The sequence below is a fragment of the Psychrobacillus insolitus genome (genome assembly GCF_003254155.1).
Taxonomy (GTDB): domain Bacteria; phylum Bacillota; class Bacilli; order Bacillales_A; family Planococcaceae; genus Psychrobacillus; species Psychrobacillus insolitus.
Genome location: NZ_QKZI01000004.1, coordinates 67252 through 82699, shown reverse-complemented (window position 1 = coordinate 82699; position 15448 = coordinate 67252). Strand labels below are relative to the sequence as shown.

Below are 15448 nucleotides of genomic sequence, written 5' to 3'. Positions count from 1 at the left end.
GTTTCTGGCCTGGATTTTACATTTCTCCTTTTGCTAACCAAGGGATGAAGCCGTCTAGAAAACGTTCTGTAGCTGGCATGAAATAGGATCCAAAATGATAGTCGGGATCCAAGGTTGTGATAATCCATGTACCATTTGTACTTACTTTATCTACATACATAACTGCACCACCATCTTCGGTAGTGATTAGTTTTTGCGCACCTTCCACTGGCCAAAATACACCGTGTTGATGCCATGTTGCATCTTCTAATGTTATGTAGTTAAACAAATCATAGGTTGGTTCTGCTAAAACTAGGCCACTTTCTGCATCTTTCTCCAGCCACCACCAGAAGTTTGTTTCGCGTTCTTCCCATTTCTGATTAGGTAGCCATTCCCATGGTTGTGGGCCAAATGCGACTACAATTCCACCTGCTTGTGCAAAGTCAATTATTTTTTCTTTTGCTTGCAAGAGAAGCTTTTCATTTAATTGAGAAGGAACAAAAAGAACTTCCACTCCCTCTAATGAAGTATTCAAAAATTCAGGTAAGTAGATTAGGGAATCAATGTATTGCTTATATCTTGGTTCAGTAAATGTACGATGATGGGAGGCATTTCCGCTATAAATAACTGCGATTTTTCTCATGACTGATTTCCTCCTTGTTGTAACTCTTTAAATTCATCTTCAATCCATTGTAGTAACTGATTACTAATACGATCTGTTGATTTGTTTTGCATGCGAAGAGCAAATAAGTCCCGCCCTGCATGTACTAAAATCGTACCTTTAGTAGAATAACGATCAATATATGTAATTGGCATTTGATCATGGAATGTTAATAGTACTTCTGCATTTGCTGGTATAGGAGCATGCGTAACTCTAGAAAAGAAGCCAGCAACCCCTTTGTTATATGTCATATCATCTGTTGAAACACCATCGAAAATCGGGTGTTGTTTCTCTACAAAAATTTCATAATCTTTATGACTTTGAATGTTTCGAGGTGTGAAAATTGGACATCCAGGTAGCCATTCCTTGAATAAGTGACCACAGAAAATAACGATTTTTCCTTCATTCAAAAAGTCTTCTATAATCGATTTATTTTTGTACAAATATTCTTGGTCAGCAAAGTCATGAACGACGATACAATTGAAAGAAGACAAGTCCATTTCAGTTAAAGAATATTGATCAACCAATGTAAAGTTTGCGGTCATAAATGGGTTGGTACGATTACTTAAACCAAATGCATGTCCTGGATCTAAATACAAAATAGGGTTAACTTGAGCCATAGTGGGCCCTCCAATCATAATTTACAAATAATTGATAACGGTTCTCATTTGATTAAATTCTAGCATAGATCTATTTATTAATACAATTATAAATGGAATTTTAATATACTTAAATAATTAAAATTTATTATAAATTTCTGAATATTATATACACACGGGTATGTATTGACGCATTTGTATTTTTATTATATATTATTAGAATGATTTTGAAAATCATTCTCAACAAAAAGACTGTGAGGAACAAAAAATGAGAAATACATATAAATATTTATTGGGCTCTGCCTCTATAATGTTATTACTAGTAGGTTGCGGTGATTCAAATACGGAAGTAAGTAAAGACCTTAAGCCAACAGCAGAAACAAAAATGATTGTCGATGAATTAGACAGGGAAGTAGAAATTCCAACAGAATTAAATAGTATTGCGATGGGTGGGATACTACCTTATTTCTCTACTTGGTTTATAGCAACAAACTCAACAGAGGAAATCGTTGGAATTCATCCAAACTCATACAACGCAGCTTCACATTCTATATTAAAAGACATTTCACCATCAATTTTAGATGCGAAAACAAACTTTATCGAAAATGGGGAAGTAAATATAGAGGAATTGATAACCTTAAATCCTCAAGTCTATTTTGAAATTGCTAGCCAAGAAAAAACAGTAGAAAAATTAGAGGAAGCAGGTATTACTACGGTTGCTTTAGATACAAATACTACTTCTTTAAACCCGCTGGATACATTAAATCGTTGGTTAACTTTAACTGGTGAAATCACTGGTGTAACAGACCGTCCTGCCGAAATTATCACAGTGGGAGAAGCAAACCAAAAGATGATTGATGATACCTTAGCTGAAGCTGATATCACGGAGGAAGACAAACCACGCGTAATGGTTTTACAATATCATAGCGATGGCGAAATTTCGGTTGCTGGTTCCAATATGCATGGTAATCGTTGGTTGAATTCTACAGGTGGTATTGACGTTGCTGCAGATGAAGTGGATGGTATCAAAGCAGTGAATATGGAGCAAATTTATAATTGGAATCCAGACATTATTTACATAACGAACTTTACAGAAACTCAACCAGAGGATTTATATAACAATGTATTTGAGGGACAAGATTGGAGTCAGGTAAAAGCAGTACAAGAGAAGAAAGTCTATAAAATGCCATTAGGTATTTATCGTTGGTATCCACCAAGTGGGGATGCACCATTGATGCTAAAATGGATGGCACAAAAGAATTATCCGGAATTATTTACTTATGATATGAATGAAGAAATTAAAGATTATTATAATCGCTTCTATAGCTATGATTTATCAGATGAACAGGTGGAAGAAATATTTAACCCATCATCTGAAGCGGCGAAATATTAAAATGAAGTCTAAATTAATCAAAATATTACTTTGGACATTGCCGTTAATCGTAGGATTACTGTCTATTGGTGTAGGACGTTTTGAAGTTGATTTTATCGTACAAATTAAAATATTACTCTCACAAATTATTCCAATAGAACAAACATGGACTCAAATGGAAGAAACCGTTGTTATGAATGTTCGATTACCTCGTATTATTCTAGCAATGTTAATCGGTGGTGGTTTATCCATCGCCGGTGCCGCATTTCAGGGAATGTTTTCGAATCCGCTTGTTAGCCCAGATATTTTAGGAGTATCTGCAGGTGCTGGATTCGGTGCATCCATTGGTATTTTATTCTTTGGGAATAGTTTTACAATGCAGATAATTGCATTAGGAATGGGTATGTTGGCAATTGGTTTTACTTTTTTAATTGGTGGAGTAAAACGTGATATGCCTATCTTTATGCTTGTGTTAGCAGGGGTTGTTACAAGTGCCTTATTCCAAGCATTGATTTCACTTGTGAAGTTTTTAGCCGATCCGGAAGAAAAATTACCTTCCATTACATATTGGTTAATGGGGAGTCTTGGAACAGCGAGCTACTCAGATTTATTAACGGCTGGACCACTAATTGTCATCGGTATTTTAATCTTATATGTATTGCGTTGGCGTTTAAATATTTTATCTTTATCTGAAGAAGAAGCAAAATCACTTGGTGTTTCTGTCACTAAATTGAAGTGGATGGTCATTTTAGGAGCGACACTAATTACAGCATCAGCTGTTTCTATTGCAGGAATTATTGGCTGGGTAGGGTTAATAATTCCGCACATTGCTCGTATGATTGTCGGCAGTAATAACCAGTATGTGCTACCTGCCTCGATTTCTATTGGTGCAGTGTACTTGCTAATTATCGATAATTTATCAAGAAGCTTAACAGCTGCAGAGATTCCTCTGTCTATTCTAACAGCGATTATCGGTGCTCCATTTTTTGCTATCTTACTCCGTAAAACTGGAGGTGGCTGGGGTTGATTTTAAAAGTAAAAGACGGGAACTATTTCTACAAAAAAGCTAAAAAAGGGAATCCGCAAAAGTATTTGTATAATGATGCTATTAATTTCGAGTTACATCCAGGGGAAATTTTATCCGTCCTTGGTCCGAATGGTGCAGGGAAAACGACTTTATTGAAATGCATGATGGGTTTATTGAAATGGGAGCAAGGGTCAACTTTACTGGACGGAAAACCCCTTACTTCCTTAAGCACAAAAGAAATTTGGACAAAAATAGGCTACGTACCACAGGCTTCTAGAATGACATTCAGCTACACTGTTTTAGAATTAGTGACGATGGGAAGAGCTATTTATATTCAAACATTTGCTCAGCCTTCTGAAAAAGATCGAATGCTTGCACTCGAAGCACTAGATTCAGTAGGAATTAAACATTTAGCAAATGAACTCTGTACTGCAGTGAGTGGTGGGGAATTACAGCTAGCATTAATCGCCCGAACATTAGTAGCAGAACCTGAGATTTTAGTGTTAGATGAACCTGAATCACATCTAGATATGAAAAAACAACAAGTTATTTTACAAACAATTAAGCGATTAGTAAAAGAAAAAGGCCTTGCATGTATTATTAATACACATTATGCGAACCATGCATTTTACCTCGGCGATAAAGTACTCATGGTTGCCAAAGATCAGCCTGTGCTAACAGGGAAAGTATCAGAAATTATGACAGAGGAAAATGTATTCAAATATTTCCAAATTGAAGTGAAGCGTCTACGTCATGAAACAGATGGTCAAGTATTTGAAACAATGGTTCCCACATATTTTGGTTCCAATCCAGATCAATGATAGTGCTGATCTGGACTTTTGTTTGAGGAGAGTTAGGGTATTTCTCCTAATAAATGGCTTAACGCCTGAAAGAAATTTCTATACGCCCGAATCCAGAAGCTATCCGCCTGAAAGTTGGAGGATGGGACGTAAAAGGTTCTCGAATAAAAAAAGCAAACTCTCAAGAAGATTTCTTTCTTGGAGTTTGCTTTTTTATTATATATTCGTGTTTAAACATATTGAGAATTATTTGTTGCGGCCATGGCTTGGCTGATTTTCTCTACACTTTCTTGTAGAAGTGGGAGAAACTCATCTCTGAGCACTTCTTTGGAAATTCTACCTGCGTGTGCGGAGCAGTTCATGGCAGCGAATACTTTGCCACTTGCGTTTCGTATTGGGACTGCGATGGAGCGGAGTCCTTCTTCCAGTTGTTGGTCGACGCCTCCCCAGTTTTGTTCCCGAACGTCTTGCAAAGTCTGAAGTAATTCCTGTTTGTTGTGTATTGTTTTATCTGTAAATTTTTCGAAGTCTAAGTTGTTCATATATGTTTCTAACTCTTCCGGAGATAAGTTTGCTAGTAAAACATGGCCCATAGATGTTGCATAGGCGGGTAATTTAGATCCGACGTCCAAGTTGATGGACATAATACGTTTCGTCGAAATACGAGCGACATATATAATATTTGTGCCATCTAATATGGAAATTGAGCAGGATTCACCGGTTTTCTCGACAAAATCACGCATGAACGGATGGGCGATGCTCCATGTATTATTGGATGACAAGTATGCATAGCCTAGTGATAGTGTGCGAGCTGTTAGAGTAAACAAGCCGTTGCTTGCTTCTGCAAAGCCAAGATACTCGAGTGTTAGAAGAATTCTACGAGCAGTTGGTCGACTGAGTCCGGTGATTTTAGAAACATCGCTTATCGTTAAAGCTTTGTTATTTTGTGAGAATGCTTGAATAACTTGAAGTCCTCGGTCTAGCGATTGGTTATAATCTCCAGTATTTTTGAAATTATCTAAATTATTTGTTGACAAATATATGACCCCCTTGTTAAGATGAACTTGTACGAATAAAGAAATAGCGTACGTATATCGTACAACTTGAACATACATTATGCAATATTAACGGAGAAAAAATTTTTTATATAGAAATGAATGCGGTTACAAGATTGATTTTTTAGAGTTCTTGGAAGAGTAATCAAACAATTATCAAGGGGGAAATTAACATGGCAGAAACAGTAGTAAAGAATGAACGTGTATTACAAGCATACGAAGGTTTTGTGAAGCATATGAAAGCTTTCTTGGATGAGCAACAATTTAATCATGAAGAATATACAAACTTCGTACATTGGGCAGATCGCCTAGGTAAAAGTGGAGAAATTCCGTTATTCCTTGATGTATTCGTGGAATCTTACGTATTAGAAGCAAAATATAAAGACTCTCCAGGTACAGAGCCATCATTATTAGGACCTTACTACGAAGAGAATTCACCTGAACTTGAAGGATCAAAAGTTGTTATTCCACAAAGAGCCGATGAGGCAGGAGACAAAATGAAATTCTTCGGTAATGTGAGCTCAGTAAACGGGCCAATCGGAAAAACAAAAGTAGAGTGGTGGCAAGATGATGCAGACGGATTGTATTCAAACTATGATTCTGATGCACCAGATTTCAATTTACGTGGCCAGTTCTACACAGATGAAAATGGAGATTTTGAAGTAGAGTCGATTGTACCGATTCCATATCAAATTCCAACTAGTGGACCAACTGGAGAATTCACATTTGCAGCTGGTTATCATGCATACCGTCCAGCACATATCCATATCAAGTTCGATCACGAAGGTCATGAAACATTAATTACGCAAGTGTTCTTTGAAGGGGATATATGGTTAGAAACAGATGTTGCAAGTGGTGTTCGTTCATCTCTTACAACAGAACTAAGAGATAAAGGCGACCATAAAGAAGCTTCGTTAAACTTTGTAATGCGAACTGAATAAATTTTCAATTGTATAGCTGTCGAGGAAATCTTGACAGCTATTTTTATTAAAGTTATAAAATATAAAAATGGAGGTTCTAGTGATGGAATTTTATAAAGTAAATGTAAATGGAAATGACATACAAGTAGCGGATTATCCTGGTGAAAAGGGTCCTATTATTGCGATTCACGGACTAACTGGTACACATAAACAAATGCATTACTATGCAGAGAAGTTAAAAGGGGAATACCGTTTTATTTCTGTAGATTTACGCGGTCGTGGAAATAGTGCTCAAACGGATCCTGAAACGTCTATCTTCAAGCATGCGGATGATATTTTAGGCTTGATTCGTGAGTTGAAAATAGAAAATCCAATTTTATTAGGATATTCGATGGGTGGATTTATATCCGCAATTGTTGCGAGCAAATTAAAATCTGTGCAGGCCTTGATTTTATTGGACGGAGCGGCAAAAGCTTCTGAACATCAGCGCGGAATTGTGCAGCCTTCTTTAGGAAGAATCAGCAGGGAGTTTACGTCAAAAGCGCATTATGCAGAAGAAACTAAAAAAATCTATACAAACTTAGGTGTCAAGTGGAATGACGTGTTACAAGAAACGGTGGAATACGAAGTAGGAGACGCAGGGGACCACTGGGAAAACAAATCGACGGAATCTCGTATTGTTGCTGATTTTAATAGCTTCTTTACATTTAGTCCAAAAGAGATTTTCCCACAAATCGAATGTCCAGCACTTCTAGTGTATGCAGAAGGGACTATTGGTTCGATGGGTCCGTTGTTTTTAATAACAGACTATGATGAAACAAAGGAATCCGCAAATAACTTGGAAACAGTCGTATCGGATTGCAATCATTACACAATGGTGTTTGAAGAACGTACAGAAATTAATGGATATATAGAAAATTTCTTGAACAAATTGAATACAGAGGTGAAATAGATGAGTAAAGGTTTAGAGTATTTTAAACAGGTATACGGTGAAGTTCCAGGATGGGTGCAGAAAATGCATGATTATAGCCCAGTTGTACTGGATCACTATACAGCGATTCGCGGGGAAATTATGCAGGACGGTGCACTTACTCGTAAGGAAAAAGACGTGCTTATTGCAGGTATGAATGCAGCGAGATTGTATCCTAGAAGCATGGTTTATCATACGAAAGGTGCCATTGATTTTGGTTCGACGATTCCTGAGCTAGTAGAATACTTTTTAGTTGCCTATTTATATGGAGGAAACGCGTCGCTTCAAGTGTCATTAGAAGCACTTGCCTATGCACTAGAGTTAAAGGGTGTTCAAGTGGAGCAACCAACGACGGACCTGGAAACAGTGGAAGCACTATTTGACACAATGATTACATGGCTTGGAGACGAGGATACGACTTTCTTAGTAGATTCTCTTGAAGTGATTCAAAGTGGAGACGAAGCGCAGATTGAGGCAAAGCTTTTGGGTGATGGCCATGTGTCGACACGTTTGAAGCATTTAGCCATGGTTGGAAATTATACGACGCAACTGCGCGGAGCAGATGCTGCACCTTGGATGGAAAAAGCGCGACAAGCAGGTGCTTCGGAAGCGGATCTAGCCGATGTTGGGTACATCTGTATTTTGACAGCAGGTATTCCATCATGGTTTGAGCTTAGTGATTCATTAAAATTGGCAGATAAATAAGGAGGGGCATGCATGTCTAAAATTACAGATAGTATCGAGGAAGCTCTATCCCATGTAGAAAGTGGAAATACGGTTTTAGTAGGTGGCTTCGGACTAGTAGGAGCACCTCTTTCTTTAATAGAAGGTTTAACAGAAAAAGACGTGAAAGATTTAACGATTGTCAGCAATAATCTAGGGGAATCAGGAAAAGGTCTAGGCATTCTGTTGAATCAAAACAAGATTAAAAAAGGGATCGGTTCTTATTTCACAAGTAATCGTGATGTGGGTGACAAATATCAAAAAGGGGAAATCGAGTTAGAGTTACTTCCTCAAGGAACATTGGCAGAATCTATGCGTGCTGGTGGAGCAGGTTTAGGTGGCTACTATACGACGACTGGCGTTGGGACTGACCTTGCAAAAGGGAAGGAAGAACGCGAAATCGATGGCGTGACTTATATTTTTGAAAAGGCCATTCGTGCCGATGTAGCACTGATTCGTGCGCATAAAGCAGACACGCTTGGAAATTTAGTGTATTACAAAACAGCTCGTAACTTTAATCCATTAATGGCTACTGCTGCGAAAAAAGTAATTGTGGAAGTGGACGAAATCGTGCAACCTGGCGAGTTAAATCCAGAAGAAATTGTTACTCCCTTTTTATATGTAGATGTCATCATCAAAGCACAACAAATATTAACAAATGAAGGAGTTGTGAATAGATGACTTCGATGAATAAATCAGATATGCAGCATGTAATAGCGAAGCGTGTAGCGCAAGAGCTTGAAGGTCCTTGCGTTGTAAACTTAGGGATAGGTATCCCGACTTTAGTTGCGGAGTATATGGATGCAGCAGATATTTACCTACATACGGAAAACGGCTTGCTCGGTGTGACGGATGTGGAAGCAGATCAAATCGATCCAAATCTCGTGAATGCTGGAAAATTGCCAGTTGGTGAAGCTATTGGTGCATCGTATTTCAATAGTTCGGATTCGTTTGCGATGATTCGTGGTGGACATGTGGATGTTGCGATTTTAGGCGCACTTCAAGTAGAACAGACTGGTGTCATTGCAAACTGGGCTGTTCCTGGTAAAAATATCATGGGTGTTGGCGGTGCGATGGATTTACTAGTTGGTGCGAAAAAAGTGTTTGTAACGATGAGTCATACGTCGAAGGATGGTAGCAGCAAGATATTGAAAGAATGCACCTACCCGATTACGTCAACTCGAAGTGTGGACATGATCTTCACGGAGTTAGCTGTGTTTAAAGTGGTTGATCACCAGCTGAAGCTAGTGGAGTTAATGCCAGGAGCGACAATAGAAGAAGTTCGCGAAAAAACGGAAGCTGAATTCACAGAGTAAATAAGGAGAGTTGGTTGAAAATGAAAATACGTTCGTTCGATGTATATATTCTAGATTTACCGACAATTCGTCCACATCAATTAGCAATGCATACCATTGTTTCACAAGCGATTGTCGTTGGTTGTGTGACGGATGAAGATGGACGTGAAGGATGGTCCGAAGTAGCGACTATTGGTGGAGCTTCATACGGGGAGTCGACTCCTGAAGCAATTAAAGCAAATATTGATACGTATATTACGCCACTAGTAATAGGGAAAGATCCTATTCATTTCGATAAAATTATGTTTGAAATTTCGAAACTAGTTCGAGGGAATAATTTTGCGAAAACGGTTGTAGAAGCAGCGATTATCGACTTGGCGGCGAGAAGTAAAGGGGTTCCAGCGTTCGAATTATTCGGAGGTCAAATCCATACTTCATTGCCAATTGCTTGGACGCTTGCAAGTGGAAACACGGAAAAGGATATTGAAGAAGCACAGGAATTTTTACGCCAAAAACGCCATAATATTTTCAAATTGAAAATCGGTAAGGGCGATCCGTTTAAAAATGTGGAGCATGTTCGCAAGATTAAAGCAGCAGTTGGTGACCAGGCGCGCATTACGGTCGATGTCAATCAAGCATGGGATGAAGATACAGCAAATTATTGTATAGAAGCTCTAGAAGATGGCGGCGTTTCGATGGTAGAGCAACCACTCCCAACGTGGAATTATGAAGGAATGGCAAGACTGACTAGTCGTTTCAAAGTGCCGATTATGGCAGACGAAGCAGCAAATAGTGTGCAAGATGTGTTCCAAATCGCGAAGCACCGCGCTGGAAATTGTATCGCCTTGAAACCTTGTAAAGCAGGCGGATTAACGCAAACGAAGAAAGTGGCAGGTATTGCGGAAGCTGCTGGTCTTGGTTTGTACGGTGGAACGATGATCGAGTCTAGTTTAGGTACGGCGATTTGTGCACAGTTATATGCGACGATTCCAGAGATGAAATTTGGCACGGAGATTTTCGGTCCTTTGTTGTTTAAAGACAATATTACGGTGAATGACATGCAGTATGAAAACTTCGAAGTAGTGATTCCGACGGGACCAGGTTTCGGCATGGAAATCGACCGTGAAAAAGTGAAGCATTATACGAGAAGTGAGGGATGATAAATTGAAAAATGTAGTAATCGTCGATGCGGTGCGTACAGCAATTGGGAAACTCGGAGGCAGCATTGGAAATGAAACAGTAGATTTCCTTGGAGCTCACGTAATTTCAGAATTGTTGCGTCGTACAGAGTTGGATAAAGGTGCAGTAGAAGAAGTTATTTTAGGACAAGCAAAACAAAGTGCAGATGTATCGAACTTAGCGAGAGTCGCAATGCTTCGCGCAGGAATTCCAGTAGAAGTACCTGGCTACACAGTTCATCGTCAGTGCGGATCCGGTGTGCAAGCAGTAAATTCTGCAACACAACAAATTCAGACAGGTCTGAGTGATATCATTATTGCAGGTGGAGCAGAGTCAATGAGTACGGCGCCTTATTACGTAAACGGTGTTCGATTTGGTACAAAATCTGGGGATGTTTCATTAAAAGACCCAAACACTGCAAGCCAACCAGGATCTCAGCCAAGAGAGATTTACGGTGAACTAAATATGGGGATTACTGCTGAAAATGTTGCAGAAAAGTTCGGTATTTCCCGTGAAGCACAAGATGAATTTGCTTTGAGTAGCCAAGAAAAAGTGAAGATTGCTATTGAAAAAGGCTATTTTGAGAAGGAAATTGCTCCTTACCCTGTGAAATCGCGTAAAGGCATTGTGGAGTTTAAAGTAGATGAACATCCACGCGAAACAACATTGGAGAAGTTAGCATCGTTAAAGCCGGTGTTTAAAGACGGCGGCACGGTAACTGCTGGAAATGCGAGTGGTCGTAATGACGGAGCAGCTGCTTTGTTAATAATGTCCGAAGACGAAGCATTGAAACGTGGATATAAACCAAAAGCACGCATATTGGCACAAGCTTCTGTTGGTTGCTCACCAGAATTGATGGGAATGGGTCCGGTGCATGCAACGCTGAAAGCATTGAAGCAAACGAATTTAACCATTGCTGATTTAGATGTTGTGGAGCTAAATGAAGCATTTGCAGCACAAGCAGTTGCATGCGTAAATGAGTTAGGACTAGATTATAGTAAAGTGAACCCGAACGGAGGAGCCATCGCAATGGGCCATCCAATCGGTGCTACCGGTGCGATTCTACTGACGAAACTAGTGCATGAGTTGGAACGTACTGGTAAGAAGTATGGAGCGGTAACGCTGTGCATCGCGGGTGGTTTAGGAATCGCGACGATTGTGGAGAATTTACAAGTTTAGGTTTTGATAGATAGTTTGGAGCCGAGGGGAGTCATTGACTTCTCCTTGGCTTTTTATACGTGCCAGTCACCTGGTTCTACAATTCCACCTTTTTGAAACAATCAGCCCCCCACCCCTGTGTTAGCCACAAATGGAGTCTGACACAGGGACAGTACGCAAGATATGTGGAGATGTGATCGGGAGCCGTTCTATGTCATCCTCAAATTTTTAAAAAGCAAACTTTCAAGAGAAGTTACTCTTAGAAGTTTGCTTTTTACTAGTTATGAGCGCTATATTGGTTTTTTCGCTCGTATATCACCGAGTAGCAATTTTCCGTGGGGAATAAATTTATGAAGGGCCATGGATATAATAATTGGGACGACTAAGCCAAGTACTGTAAAGCCAATTATTTCGTATTGGAAAAAGTCATTCATTATTGTGTCTGTGAATAAATGCAAGTACATAATAGTGATCGAATGTTTCTCTAACTTTACTAGCCAATGCAATGGCATAATTTTGGTGATCCTTTGGAAAAAACCGATAATCATAACAATAAAAGAAATAGGAATGATTAAATCTAATAATAAGTGATCGTATCTTAAAAATTTCAGACTTAGATGGTAATCGATAAACCCTAAATCATTCGCAACAATCGCACCAACTGCAACGGTTATTGCACTAAGGAGCCAAGGCAATGTTATGTTTATCAAAACTGATTTTGCATAATAACCTATTGCAAAATAGACAACGGTCAATAATACAACATCTATATTCCAAAGCATAGGAATTGTTTGAGCAGCTTCATCTGATGCCCCACCAATAACATGCATAGTGAAAATACTTTCTAAATGAGCGACTAAATAGAATACTACTAGCAGTGTAATTTGTTTTATTCGACTTAAATACTTTGTCATCCACATAAACAATAAATACGTGAAAAATAATGTAGTGATAAACCAGAATACGCCATAAGGCCCTCGTGCAAATCGACCTGCAATAACGAGCTTCCATAAGTCTTGTAAGTACCAAGAGAAATCGAAGTTTCCAGTTGCTATCTCGATGCTATATCGAATAGCTGTAATGACGAAAAGGAAAAATAAGTAAGGAATCATTAACTGCATAAATCTTTTTTTTATGATTGCTTTAGAGGATTCATTTTTTGCAATTTCTTTAAAAAATAATCCACTTAATAGGAAAAAGGCTGGCATGTGAAACCAGTAAATATATGTAATGAATGGGAAGTCCAACTCTCCAGGATAATGACCGATCACAACTAAAATCATCAAAAACCCTTTTAGTGCATCTACCCATATTAATCTTTTCTTCTGCATTGTTATTCCTCCAAAATATTTCCCTATCTATTATACTGTAAATATAAGCATAAATTGTATTTCAATTGAATGACAATAATAAGATAGGGGGAATTGATATGAGAATAGTTTGTTTTGGAGATAGTATTACCGCAAGGAAAGAAGGCTATCCATCGCCTGCATTGACATATACACTTGGCTCTAAAAGGAAGAAGGATCAATTTATCAATTCCGGCATTTCTGGGAACACGACGGAGCAAGCAAGGGTACGTTTCGGTCAGGATGTATTGTCTAAACATCCTGACATTGTCACGGTTTTATTTGGAGCGAATGATTCTTCTGTACATAAGTTTGTAGACTTGGAAACGTTTGAACAAAACATAAGGTATTTTACGAAGGAGGTTGGACCGAAGAAAGTCATTCTTATTTCGCCTGCTCCAGTGGATGAAGCACTTCAACCAAATAGGTCGAATGAGCAATTAGCGAAGTATGCACAAGTTGTAAAAGAAATTGCTGATGAAACAGGAAGTTACTTTATTGACTTTTTCAGCTTTTTTTATTCGAAACCGAATTATAAAGAGTTATTAGTAGGTGAAAAAAATGACGGTTTACATTTCGGGGAAGCTGGATATGAAATTTTGTCAGATTTGATTGTTCAAAAGTTAAGTGAAATAGATGAGGAAAAGCCAGGATTTTTCCGTAGATGGTTGAATAGGTTGGGGAGGCATTAAGAACTTCTTAACAGATAAGAAAGTAAAAGAATTCCCTCGACTTTGAACACAGTAGGTGCGATTTTTTCTAGATCGCTCTGGACAGTTTTTTAGCTTCCGCTTTTCTTTTTGTATTTTTTCTGTGAAATTTGGAAAAGATATGATAAAGGAGCTGATGTGTATGTTGGAGTTAGAAACAGATCTTGAAGGAAAGATGACTAATTTTGGTGACTTACGTAATCGTATTAAAGGTCTTGGTTATTCAATCGGTGGAAATTGGGATTACCATAAGGGCAGCTTTGACAACGTTTTATGGCGTGAAGCAGGAGAGACCATTTACTTAAGGCTTCCATTTGAAGTGTTAGAAGGTGATTTGGATCATCATGCGGCGTATATTAAGTTTCAAACTCCTTATGTCATTAAACATGTTGTGAATGTTGGAATGGATAAGGATGAAAATTCATTGCTTGATGCTACTGGGTTTAACCAATTCCAGAAACCTGCTGATCCGGATGGACGCATAAGAAATAAAAACAAATGGGCGCATGCAGGGGAAATGGCTGTGGAACAGGTAGTGAATTTAATAGGTGAATGATCACATTTATAAAAAACCGTTTCGGATTACTAGCCGAAACGGTTTTTTTTAAGAAGGTTAGTTATGGCTGATCTTGTATATTGAAATGTCCCTGTGTTAGAAACATTCAGGTTTATTTAAACAAACGTGAATATTTAAACTTTCATGTTTGTTTCAAACACAGGGACAAAAAATGAGGTGATTATTGTGCAGTATAACCGCCGTCAACAGGAACAACTGTACCTGTAACAAAATCGTTTTCTGCTAAGAACACAAATGCATGCGCGATTTCATCCGGATTTCCAAGTCTTCCGATTGGATGTTTTGCCACTAATCCATCGTAGAATTCGCCTAATGCCTCTTTATTAACCATGCCTGATACAACGTAACCAGGAGATACAGCATTCACACGGATATTGCGACCTGCATATTGAAGTGCCGCAGATTTAGTCATCCCTACAACAGCGTGTTTCGAAGCAACATAAGGATATGCACCTGCCTCTGCAACTAGACCTAAGATAGATGATGTGTTAAGTACAACACCTCCACCTGTTTTTAAGAACTCTTGAACGGCATATTTTGTACCAAAGAACACACCATCTTGGTTCACACGGATAACTTTATGATAATCATCATATGATAATTCATGCATTTCGCCTAAACTACCTATGCCCGCATTATTTACAATAACATCTAATTTACCATATAATTGAACTGCTTTTGCAACTAGGTTTTTAACGGATTCTTCACTGCCTGCATCTACTTGTACAAATGATACTTCAAGACCTTCTGCTTTTAATTCATCAGCTTTTGCTTGACCTACTTCTACGTTAAAATCAGCTAATACAACTTTTGCACCTTTTTCTGCGAAGGCTTTTACGGTTGCTAAACCAATTCCACTTGCCCCACCTGTTACAATCGCTACTTTTCCATCTAATTTTCCCATTTTGAATTTCCCCTTTCAAAATTTCAAAGTCATTTTCAGTTAAGAAAACAACTTCAAGTACATTTATGTTATGTACTTTTGTGAACAAGTTAATAATAAGTCATTTATTAATTATTTTCAATTAATGAATAATAAAGTATAAGAATTTCATCGTGAAAAAAGGGAGCTTT

The 15448-nt window shown here is 38.4% G+C and carries 17 protein-coding genes; 12 read left to right on the top strand and 5 right to left on the bottom strand.

The window, feature by feature from the left end; genetic code table 11:
* Positions 1–16: 16 nt before the first annotated feature.
* Positions 17–622, bottom strand: coding sequence for a hypothetical protein (locus C7437_RS10900; RefSeq protein ID WP_111439717.1), 606 nt, complete (start codon positions 620–622; stop codon positions 17–19).
* On the bottom strand, positions 619–1260 hold the full coding sequence (locus C7437_RS10895; protein WP_111439716.1) for a phosphate starvation-inducible protein PhoH: 642 nt from the start codon (positions 1258–1260) through the stop codon (positions 619–621). The genes C7437_RS10900 and C7437_RS10895 overlap by 4 nt, the downstream gene beginning before the upstream one ends.
* Before the next feature lie 247 nt (positions 1261–1507).
* Between C7437_RS10895 and C7437_RS10890 the strand changes: the two genes are divergently transcribed.
* From C7437_RS10890 to C7437_RS10880, 3 genes are read left to right on the top strand one after another with little or no spacing between them, the layout of a single operon-like run.
* Positions 1508–2632, top strand: a complete 1125-nt coding sequence (locus tag C7437_RS10890; protein ID WP_111439714.1) for an ABC transporter substrate-binding protein — start codon at positions 1508–1510, stop codon at positions 2630–2632.
* 1 nt (position 2633) lies between these two features.
* Positions 2634–3638, top strand: coding sequence for a FecCD family ABC transporter permease (locus C7437_RS10885; protein ID WP_111439713.1), 1005 nt, complete (start codon positions 2634–2636; stop codon positions 3636–3638).
* Positions 3635–4459, top strand: a complete 825-nt coding sequence (locus C7437_RS10880; RefSeq protein ID WP_111439712.1) for an ABC transporter ATP-binding protein — start codon at positions 3635–3637, stop codon at positions 4457–4459. The genes C7437_RS10885 and C7437_RS10880 overlap by 4 nt, the downstream gene beginning before the upstream one ends.
* Positions 4460–4668: 209 nt before the next feature.
* On the opposite strand, the gene C7437_RS10875 is transcribed toward C7437_RS10880, so the two are convergent.
* On the bottom strand, positions 4669–5475 hold the full coding sequence (locus C7437_RS10875) for an IclR family transcriptional regulator (RefSeq protein WP_211310008.1): 807 nt from the start codon (positions 5473–5475) through the stop codon (positions 4669–4671).
* A gap of 191 nt (positions 5476–5666) precedes the next feature.
* Between C7437_RS10875 and C7437_RS10870 the strand changes: the two genes are divergently transcribed.
* The 7 genes from C7437_RS10870 (at position 5667) to C7437_RS10840 (ending at position 11759) form a co-directional block, all read left to right on the top strand.
* Positions 5667–6434 carry a dioxygenase family protein gene (locus tag C7437_RS10870; RefSeq protein ID WP_111439710.1) on the top strand — a complete coding sequence of 256 codons (768 nt, stop codon included), beginning with the start codon at positions 5667–5669 and terminating at the stop codon, positions 6432–6434.
* Between the two features lie 82 nt (positions 6435–6516).
* The gene (locus tag C7437_RS10865) at positions 6517–7365 is read left to right on the top strand and encodes an alpha/beta fold hydrolase (RefSeq protein ID WP_111439708.1); all 849 of its coding nucleotides are present in this window, start codon (positions 6517–6519) and stop codon (positions 7363–7365) included.
* Positions 7366–8088, top strand: a complete 723-nt coding sequence (locus C7437_RS10860) for a carboxymuconolactone decarboxylase family protein (RefSeq protein ID WP_111439707.1) — start codon at positions 7366–7368, stop codon at positions 8086–8088.
* A 12-nt stretch (positions 8089–8100) separates the two neighbouring features.
* Positions 8101–8787, top strand: a complete 687-nt coding sequence (locus tag C7437_RS10855) for a CoA transferase subunit A (RefSeq protein WP_111439705.1) — start codon at positions 8101–8103, stop codon at positions 8785–8787.
* Positions 8784–9422 (top strand): 3-oxoacid CoA-transferase subunit B, encoded by a 639-nt coding sequence (locus C7437_RS10850; RefSeq protein ID WP_211310007.1) that lies wholly within the window; start codon positions 8784–8786, stop codon positions 9420–9422. Before C7437_RS10855 ends, C7437_RS10850 begins: the two co-directional genes overlap by 4 nt.
* Positions 9423–9442: 20 nt before the next feature.
* On the top strand, positions 9443–10561 hold the full coding sequence (locus tag C7437_RS10845; protein ID WP_111439704.1) for a muconate cycloisomerase family protein: 1119 nt from the start codon (positions 9443–9445) through the stop codon (positions 10559–10561).
* A gap of 4 nt (positions 10562–10565) precedes the next feature.
* Positions 10566–11759 (top strand): thiolase family protein, encoded by a 1194-nt coding sequence (locus tag C7437_RS10840; protein WP_111439702.1) that lies wholly within the window; start codon positions 10566–10568, stop codon positions 11757–11759.
* A 269-nt stretch (positions 11760–12028) separates the two neighbouring features.
* On the opposite strand, the gene C7437_RS10835 is transcribed toward C7437_RS10840, so the two are convergent.
* The gene (locus tag C7437_RS10835) at positions 12029–13069 is read right to left on the bottom strand and encodes an acyltransferase family protein (protein WP_111439701.1); all 1041 of its coding nucleotides are present in this window, start codon (positions 13067–13069) and stop codon (positions 12029–12031) included.
* Positions 13070–13167: 98 nt separating this feature from the next.
* On the opposite strand from C7437_RS10835, the gene C7437_RS10830 reads away from it, so the two are divergent.
* Both C7437_RS10830 and C7437_RS10825 read left to right on the top strand, forming a co-directional pair.
* Entirely contained in the window at positions 13168–13779 is a 612-nt protein-coding gene (locus C7437_RS10830; RefSeq protein WP_111439700.1) for a GDSL-type esterase/lipase family protein, read from the top strand.
* Between the two features lie 160 nt (positions 13780–13939).
* On the top strand, positions 13940–14353 hold the full coding sequence (locus C7437_RS10825; protein WP_111439699.1) for a YugN family protein: 414 nt from the start codon (positions 13940–13942) through the stop codon (positions 14351–14353).
* A 181-nt stretch (positions 14354–14534) separates the two neighbouring features.
* Here C7437_RS10825 and C7437_RS10820 read toward each other — a convergent pair whose 3' ends face one another.
* Complete coding sequence (locus tag C7437_RS10820) at positions 14535–15278, bottom strand: SDR family NAD(P)-dependent oxidoreductase (RefSeq protein WP_111439698.1); 744 nt, start codon at positions 15276–15278, stop codon at positions 14535–14537.
* Positions 15279–15448: the final 170 nt, after the last annotated feature.

Excerpts from the sequence above, each read along its gene's own strand:
- C7437_RS10900 (WP_111439717.1), bottom strand. The coding sequence starts at position 622 with ATGAGAAAAATCGCAGTTATTTATAGCGGAAATGCCTCCCATCATCGT.
- C7437_RS10895 (WP_111439716.1), bottom strand. The coding sequence starts at position 1,260 with ATGGCTCAAGTTAACCCTATTTTGTATTTAGATCCAGGACATGCATTT.
- C7437_RS10890 (WP_111439714.1), top strand. The coding sequence starts at position 1,508 with ATGAGAAATACATATAAATATTTATTGGGCTCTGCCTCTATAATGTTA.
- C7437_RS10885 (WP_111439713.1), top strand. The coding sequence starts at position 2,634 with ATGAAGTCTAAATTAATCAAAATATTACTTTGGACATTGCCGTTAATC.
- C7437_RS10870 (WP_111439710.1), top strand. The coding sequence starts at position 5,667 with ATGGCAGAAACAGTAGTAAAGAATGAACGTGTATTACAAGCATACGAA.
- C7437_RS10865 (WP_111439708.1), top strand. The coding sequence starts at position 6,517 with ATGGAATTTTATAAAGTAAATGTAAATGGAAATGACATACAAGTAGCG.
- C7437_RS10860 (WP_111439707.1), top strand. The coding sequence starts at position 7,366 with ATGAGTAAAGGTTTAGAGTATTTTAAACAGGTATACGGTGAAGTTCCA.
- C7437_RS10855 (WP_111439705.1), top strand. The coding sequence starts at position 8,101 with ATGTCTAAAATTACAGATAGTATCGAGGAAGCTCTATCCCATGTAGAA.
- C7437_RS10850 (WP_211310007.1), top strand. The coding sequence starts at position 8,784 with ATGACTTCGATGAATAAATCAGATATGCAGCATGTAATAGCGAAGCGT.
- C7437_RS10845 (WP_111439704.1), top strand. The coding sequence starts at position 9,443 with ATGAAAATACGTTCGTTCGATGTATATATTCTAGATTTACCGACAATT.
- C7437_RS10835 (WP_111439701.1), bottom strand. The coding sequence starts at position 13,069 with ATGCAGAAGAAAAGATTAATATGGGTAGATGCACTAAAAGGGTTTTTG.
- C7437_RS10830 (WP_111439700.1), top strand. The coding sequence starts at position 13,168 with ATGAGAATAGTTTGTTTTGGAGATAGTATTACCGCAAGGAAAGAAGGC.
- C7437_RS10825 (WP_111439699.1), top strand. The coding sequence starts at position 13,940 with ATGTTGGAGTTAGAAACAGATCTTGAAGGAAAGATGACTAATTTTGGT.
- C7437_RS10820 (WP_111439698.1), bottom strand. The coding sequence starts at position 15,278 with ATGGGAAAATTAGATGGAAAAGTAGCGATTGTAACAGGTGGGGCAAGT.